Annotated in this window: 1 protein-coding gene; it reads right to left on the minus strand. The window is 77.7% G+C overall.

Annotated elements, in window-relative coordinates:
- A partial coding sequence (locus ACFV4N_RS36995) for an amino acid adenylation domain-containing protein (RefSeq protein ID WP_499677325.1) occupies positions 1-7,040 on the minus strand: 7,040 nt, incomplete at its 3' end.
- Positions 7,041-7,043: the final 3 nt, after the last annotated feature.

Raw genomic sequence — 7,043 nt, forward strand, 5'->3', positions numbered from 1 at the left:
GGGCCCGGGGCGGTCCACAGGGGACGCCAGTCGACCTCCTCGCCCGCGGCCCAGCGGCGGGCCCGCTCGTCGCGCGCCGCGACCGCGCCGCCCGAGGCGAACGCGTCGAGGTCGGCGATCAGCGCGTCGAGGTCGGCGGCGTCGAACGCGGCGCGCACCGGGCGGGCGGCCCGACCGCACTGCGTGGTGTAGGCGACGTCGGCCGGTCGCGGTCGCGCGTCGGCGAGGTGGTCGCGCAGGGCGGCGGCCGAGGCCCGCAGCGAGGCGGCGTCGTCCGCCGACAGCAGCACGGCGGCGGGACCCGCGGGCTCCGGGCGCGGCGGGACCGCGTCCGGGGCGCGCAGCACGACGTGCGCGTGCGAGCCGGTCGCGGCGACCGCCGTGACCAGCGCGCGGCGGGGGCCGTGGGGCCAGGGTCGCACCGCGGTGCACGGGCGGACCGGCGAACCGGTCCAGTCGACCAGCGGGCTGGGCTCTTCCGCGAGCAGGGTCGGCGCGAGTTCGCCGTGCCGCAGTTGCAGCAGCACCTTGGTGAACTGCACCAGGCCGGACGCGGCCTCCAGGTGGCCGACGTTGGGCTTGACGGTGCCGACGGGCACGGGTTCGCCGCGGTCGGCCAGCAGCGCGGTCAGCGCCTCGACCTCCGCCGCGTCGGCGATGGTCGCGCCGGCCGCCGCGCACTCGACGTAGCCGACGTCCTCCGGGCCGACACCCGCCGCCTCCAGCGCCGCCGCCGCGGAGGCGCGCAACGCGTCCGCCGCGGGCGCGCCGAACCGGCCGCCGCCCCCCGCGTGGCCGAGGGCGCTGCCCTCGACGAGGGCGTGCACGGTGTCGTCGGCGGCGTCGGCGGCGCGGCGCAGCAGCAGCACCCCGACGCCCTCGCCGGGGGACCAGCCGGGACCGGCCGCGTCGAACGCGCCCGTGGACCCCGCTTCGGCGACCAGGCCGAGGTCCGACAGCAGGGCGGCGTGGTAGCGGTGGCCGATCAGGTTCACGCCGGCCACGAGGGCCGCGTCGCACTCCCCCGCCCGCAACGAGGTCGCGGCGAGGTGGACCGCGGTGAGCCCGGACGAGCAGGCGGTGTCGACGGCCACGCTCGGGCCGGTGAACCCGAACGCGTGGGAGACGCGGTTCGGCAGGTCCGCGGCCAGCGAGGACAGCACCGCCCGATCGCCCGCGCGCCAGCGGTCCGCGCCCACCTGCTGGTGGTCGTGCCACATGGCGGCGACGAACACGCCGACGCGCGGCGGCAGCGACGCGGGGGTGTGCCCGGCGTTCTCCAGGCACTGCCAGGCGGTGTGCAGCAGGAGGCGCGTCTGCGGGTCGAGCGCGGTCGCGTCACCGCCGGCGGACGGGAACAGCGCGGTGTCGACGGGTTCGACGTCGGCGAGGTAGCCGCCGGGCACCGCGCCGAGCACGTCGCGCCGCGCGGCGGGCGGCGCGGCCACGGCCGTCGCGCCGGAACGCAGCAGCCGCCAGAGGGCGTCCACGTCGTCGGCCCCCGGGTAGCGGCCCGCGACGCCGACCACGGCGACCTCCGCCGCGACGGCGCGCGGCGCGGGGAGCCTGCCGGCGACGCCGGTCGCGCGCCCGGCCGGTCCGCCGAGGAAGGCGTGCAGCAACTCGTCGCCCTCGGCCAGGGCGAACTCGTCGCGCACCCGGTCGAACGCGAGGTCGCCGATCGGGCACAGGCCGAGGCCGGCGTCCGCCTGGCCCAGCATGAGCAGCTGGCCGAGGTAGCCCGCCTCCAGCAGCAGGTAGCGCCGCGCATCCTCGCCGTACAGCGGGGCCACCGCCCGCGTGCTGCCGACCAGGTAGACCTCGAAGGCCGCCCGGTCGTGCACCGGTCGGTTGTAGACGAAGTGCACCGACCGGTCGATGGCCGGTTCGGCGGTGACGAGCACGAGGGCGTGCTCGTGCGGGTGGTGGTAGTACAGGCCGGGTTCCGCGCCCGTCACGGCGCCGGGCCGCAGCCGCACGTAGACCTGCACGCCGTAGGTGTCTCCGGCGGAGGGGTAGAGCCTGCGGGCGCGACCGTCGACGTCGGTGTCGCGCAGCAGGGCCAGCAGCGCGCCGAGGTCGGCGACGTCGACCGGCCGGTCGGCGAACTCGCGGGTGCTGGCCCGGCGGCGCACCTCCGCGGCGCTCGGTACGGGGCCTGGCAGCGCGACGCGGCGCGCGTCCTCGCCGAACCGCCGGGTGCCCCACCCGGCGGCCTTGAACGCGGCCCGTTCCCCGGCCGAGAAGAAGTCGACCGAGGCGGGCGGCCCGGACGGCGGGGGTGGGTCGGCGAGGCGGTCCGCCACCGCCCCGCCGGGTTCGGGGAGACCGCCGGTCAGCTCCGCCACGTGGGCGGCGATGGCGGTCACGGTCGGGTCGTCGAGCAGCACGGCGACCGGGACGCGGCAGCCGTGCGAGCGCTGGAGCGCGGCCGAGACCTGCATCATGGTGAACGAGGTCGCGCCCTGGTCCCACAGGTCGGTGTCCGGGTCGATCTCGGCCACGCCCAGCAGCGTCGACAGGATGCCGCGCAGCTCGTCGGCGACTGCGGACGCGGACGCGGCGGGCACCGCGGGCACGGCGGCGACGGGCGCGGCCGGCTCGGCGGGCGCGGCCGGCTCGGCGGGCGCGGGCCAGGGCAGCGCGTCGCGGTCCAGCTTGCCGTTGGCGGTGGCCGGGAACACCGCCAACGGCACCACCGCGTTGGGCAGCATGTAGTCGGGCAGGGTGCGGGCGGCGTGCGCGCGCAGCTCGGCGGTGGTCACCGGACCGCCGGTGGGCACGACGTAGGCGACCAGCCTGCGGTCGCCGCCGGGGTCGGCGCGCACGAGCACCACGACGTCCTTCACGCCGGGGTGGCCGCGCAGCGCGTGCTCGACCTCTCCCAGCTCGACGCGGAACCCGCGCACCTTGACCTGCCCGTCGGCCCGGCCGAGGAACACCATCACGCCGTCGGGCCGGTACAGCGCCCGGTCGCCGGTGCGGTAGAGCCGGCCGCCGGGCTCGGGCGAGAACGGGTCGGCGACGAACCGGGCGGCGGTCAGGGCCGGCATCCCGAGGTAGCCGACCGCGAGGCACTCGCCCGCGATGTAGAGGTCGCCCTCGACCCCGACGGGCGCGGGGTCCAGCCGCTCGTCGAGCACGTAGTAGCGCGCGTTGTCGATCGGGCGGCCGTACGGGATGCTGCGCCACTCCGGGTCCACCCGGCCCACCCGGTGGTAGTTGGACCAGACCGTGGCCTCGGTCGCGCCGCCGAGGCTCACGACCTCCGCGCCGCGGAACACCCGCCGCAGTTCGTCGGGCAGGCTCAGCGGGGTGTAGTCGCCGCTGAGGAACACCAGCCGGAGCGAGTCGGTGCCGGGGTCGCCGCCGCTCAGGTCCGCCAGCAGCGGCATCACCTGGGCCAGGGTGGTCGGCGCGGAGTTCCAGAAGGTGATCGGCTCGGTGCGCAGCAGGTCCAGCAGCACGGCCGGGTCGCGCAGCTGGGTCTCGTCGGCGACGTACACCGACGCGCCGCACCCCAGCAGGCCGAACAGGTCGAACACGGACAGGTCGAACCCCAACGAGGTCACCATCAGGCCGGTGTCGGCCGGGCCGAACGCGAAGGTGCGCCCGCACCAGTCCAGCAGGTTGAGCAGGGCCCGGTGGCGCACGGCGACGCCCTTGGGCGTGCCGGTGCTGCCGGAGGTGAAGATGACGTAGGCGAGGTCGTGCTGGTCGACGACGGGGGTCGGCGGGTGGTCGGCCGGGCCGGCGTCGGCCACGTCGAGGTGGCGGAGGCCGGCGGGCGCCGCCCAGCGCGGGCCGGCGTCCCGGAGGACGACCTCGACGCCGCTGGTGCGCAGCATCGACGCCGCCCTGGCGGCGGGCAGGGCGGGGTCGACGGGCACGTAGCAGCCCCCCGCCTTGAGCACGCCGAGCACGGCGGCGACCAGGTCGGGTCCCCGGGACAGCGAGACCGCCACCGCCGTGCCGCGGCCGACCCCCCGGGCGCGCAGCGCGTGGGCGAGCCCGTTGGCGCGGCGGTCCAGCTCGCGGTAGGTGGTGGTGCCGGTGCGGTGGCGCACGGCGACGGCGTCGGGGGTGCGGCGGGCCTGCCGCTCGACCAGGACGTGCGCGGGCGCGTCCACGGGGAACGGCGCGGCCGTGTCGTTCCAGGCGGCCAGGTCCGGCGCGGCGGGCGCGCCCTCGGCGCGGGCGTCCCACCCGGTGCCCGCCGCGAGGGCGGTCAGCAGGGCGGTGAACCGCTCGAACGCGGCCTCTACCGCGCCGGGCGGGAAGTCGTCGGGCACGGCGTCCCACCAGCAGGAGAGGACGTCGCCCTCGGCCATCGGGATGCAGTCCAGCGACACGTCGGGCGTCGCGGTGCGCCACGGGCCGCCGCGCGTGCCGGGCGGGAGCGCCGCGTCGTCCATCTCCAGCAGCCCGGTCCACACGACGGGGAAGCCGGAGCCGGTGGTGTCCCGCTGCCGCAGCACCTTCCGGCGCAGTTCGCCCAGGCCGTCGGCGGCCGACGCCGCCAGGTCCGAGGCGAGCAGGTCGTGGTTGTGGGCGGCGCGCTGGGCCAGCGTCCGCCCGGCCGGGCCGCGGGCGAGCCAGCTCAGCACGGTGTGCTCGCCGGGGCGCAGCGCCTCGGTGGCCTCGGTCCAGCGCACCACCGGCACCGCGAAGTCGCGGTCGACGCCCGGTTCCAGGGCGGTCAGCAGCGCGGCGACCAGCACGGCGTCCGGGTGCAGGCCGCGCGCGTCGATCTCGGCGCGCAGCGCGGCCCACCCGGTGAGCCGGGAGGACAGCCGGGTGCGCCGCCGTCGCGGCGCCGGGGTCGTCGGGGGGCCGGCGGGGAGGTCGGCCAGGCGGTCGCGCCAGTGCGCGGACGCGGCGGCGACGTCCTCCGGGGAGGGCGCGGGCGCGGCGTGGCGGGCGGGCTCGGGCAGGTACCGGGCGTCCGCGCCGACCGTGCGGGCGACGAGCTCGCGCAGCACCAGGTGGATGCTGCGGCCGTCGAGGACGATCAGGTCCACGGCGGCGTGCAGGGTGGCGGACCCGTCGGGGCGGCGCACCACGCGCAGCTCCCACTGCGGCCGGCGGCCCAGCGGGAAGGCCGCGCCGACCATGTCGGCGGCGGTGCGCTCGGCGAACGCCTCGCCGTCCGCGCCGGCGGGCAGGTCGACCACGGCGATGTGCGCGCGGTCGGGCGCCTGCGGCAGCACGACCAGGTCGCCCTCGTGGGAGGCGCAGGAGCGCAGCGCGTCGTGCCGGGCGACGAGCCGGACCCACTCGCGGGCCAGGGCGTCGACGTCCAGGTGGTCGAACTCGAAGCTGTGGTGGACCTGGCAGCCGTCGTCGGCGGTGCGCTCGGCGGCGCGCGCCACCCAGTACGCCTGCTGGAGCTGGTTGAGCGGGCGGCGGACCTCGGCCTCGTCGGAGGTGGCGAGCACGTCCAGCGCCGTGGCGAAGCGGGCGGAGAGCACCTCGGGGTCGCCGGTGTCGAACCGGTCCGCGGCCACGTCCCAGCGCCACGCCAGGCCGCCGCGCCAGGGCCACACCTGGCAGTCGAGGGCCACGCCGGACGTGCGGCTGGAGCCGTGCACCACCGCGTCGGCGAAGCCGCCGTCCTCCCCCTCGCGCGCGGCGTCCAGCAGGCTGGTGAAGACCACGGGCAGGTCGGGGGCGGGGCCGCGACCCCGCAGCGCCCGCAGCGCGGTGACGCCGGAGGTGCCGATGTGGTCGAGGTCGCGCCACAACAGGTCGTGCACCTCGCGCACCGCCTCGTCGAGGGGCAGGGCCGTCGTGGCCGGCGCCACGAACACCGCCGTCGAGGTGAACGCGCCGACCACGCGGTCGGCGGCGGCGGGCAGGCGGGTCCGGTCGCTGGTGGTGAGGACCACCGAGCAGGGCGCGGGAGGGCCGGGCCGGGTCAGCGACTCGGTGAACGCGGTCAGCAGCAGGGCCGTCGGCGAGACGCCGAGCCGGTCGGCGCGGGCGCGCAGGACGGCCCACCGGTCCGCGTCGAGTTCGCCGCCGAACCGGGCGCGCCGCCCGGACGAGCCGGCGGCGGGCCGGATCCGCACCGGGGCGGGCGGCAGCGGGTCGAGCCGGGCGGCCCAGTGCGCCAGGTCGGCCGCGCGGGCGGCGGGGTCGCGCTCGGCCGCGAGGAGGAGGGCGCAGTCGCGCAACGACAGGGGCGACGCGGGCGGCACGTGCGCCGGGTCGGTGTAGAGGCGGTGCCAGTCGGCGAGCAGCACGGCCAGCCCGCGGCCGTCGACCGCGAGGCCGTCCACGGCCAGGTGCACGACGGCGGTGTCGTCCGCGTCGAGGGAGATCTCCACCGCCGCGAGCGGTTCGCCGAAGCCCGGCACGGCGTCCTCCAGGCGGTCGCGCACCGCGCGCACGTGGGCGGCGAAGGCGTCCGGGGTGGAGTCGCGCCGGTCGTGCACCGGCACGGGGGGTGCGGCGTGGTCGGGCAGGACCCGCTGCGTCCCCGTCTCGGAGACGACGAGCCGCAGCGCGTCGTGGTGCGCCACGAGCCGGTGCCACGCGGCGACCAGCCGGTCGCAGTCGGCGTCGGGGACGGTGAACTCGCGGTGGACGCGGCAGCCGACCGGGTCGTCGGTCAGCTCCGGGTCGCGGCCGACGACGTACGCCTGCTGGAGGGGGCTGAGGGGGAACGGTTCGGCGTCCTGGCCGGCGGGAGCCGCCGGAGCGGACACCACCGGGGCGGGCTCCGCCGGCGGCGCGTCCTCCAGCAGCCGGTCCACCAGGGCGCTGGGGTCCGCGTCGGCCAACCACCGCACCGGTACGTCGGCGCCCAGCCTGCGGCGCAGTTCCAGCACCACGCGGGTGGCCGCGATCGAGTCGAGCCCGCATTCCCGGAGGGTTCGCCCGGGAATCGGTTCGGCAGCGGGGAGCACTTCGGCGAGAATTGCCGAGACAACCGAAAAGACATTCTCGCGATGTGCCGCAAGCGTCGATTCCACGGTTACCTCCGGATATGTGGACCACCTGGAGGGTAACAACCGGAGCCGTGGATTCCTGCTCACAAC

It is taken from the genome of Actinosynnema sp. NPDC059797, from assembly GCF_042732085.1.
Classification (GTDB): domain Bacteria; phylum Actinomycetota; class Actinomycetes; order Mycobacteriales; family Pseudonocardiaceae; genus Actinosynnema.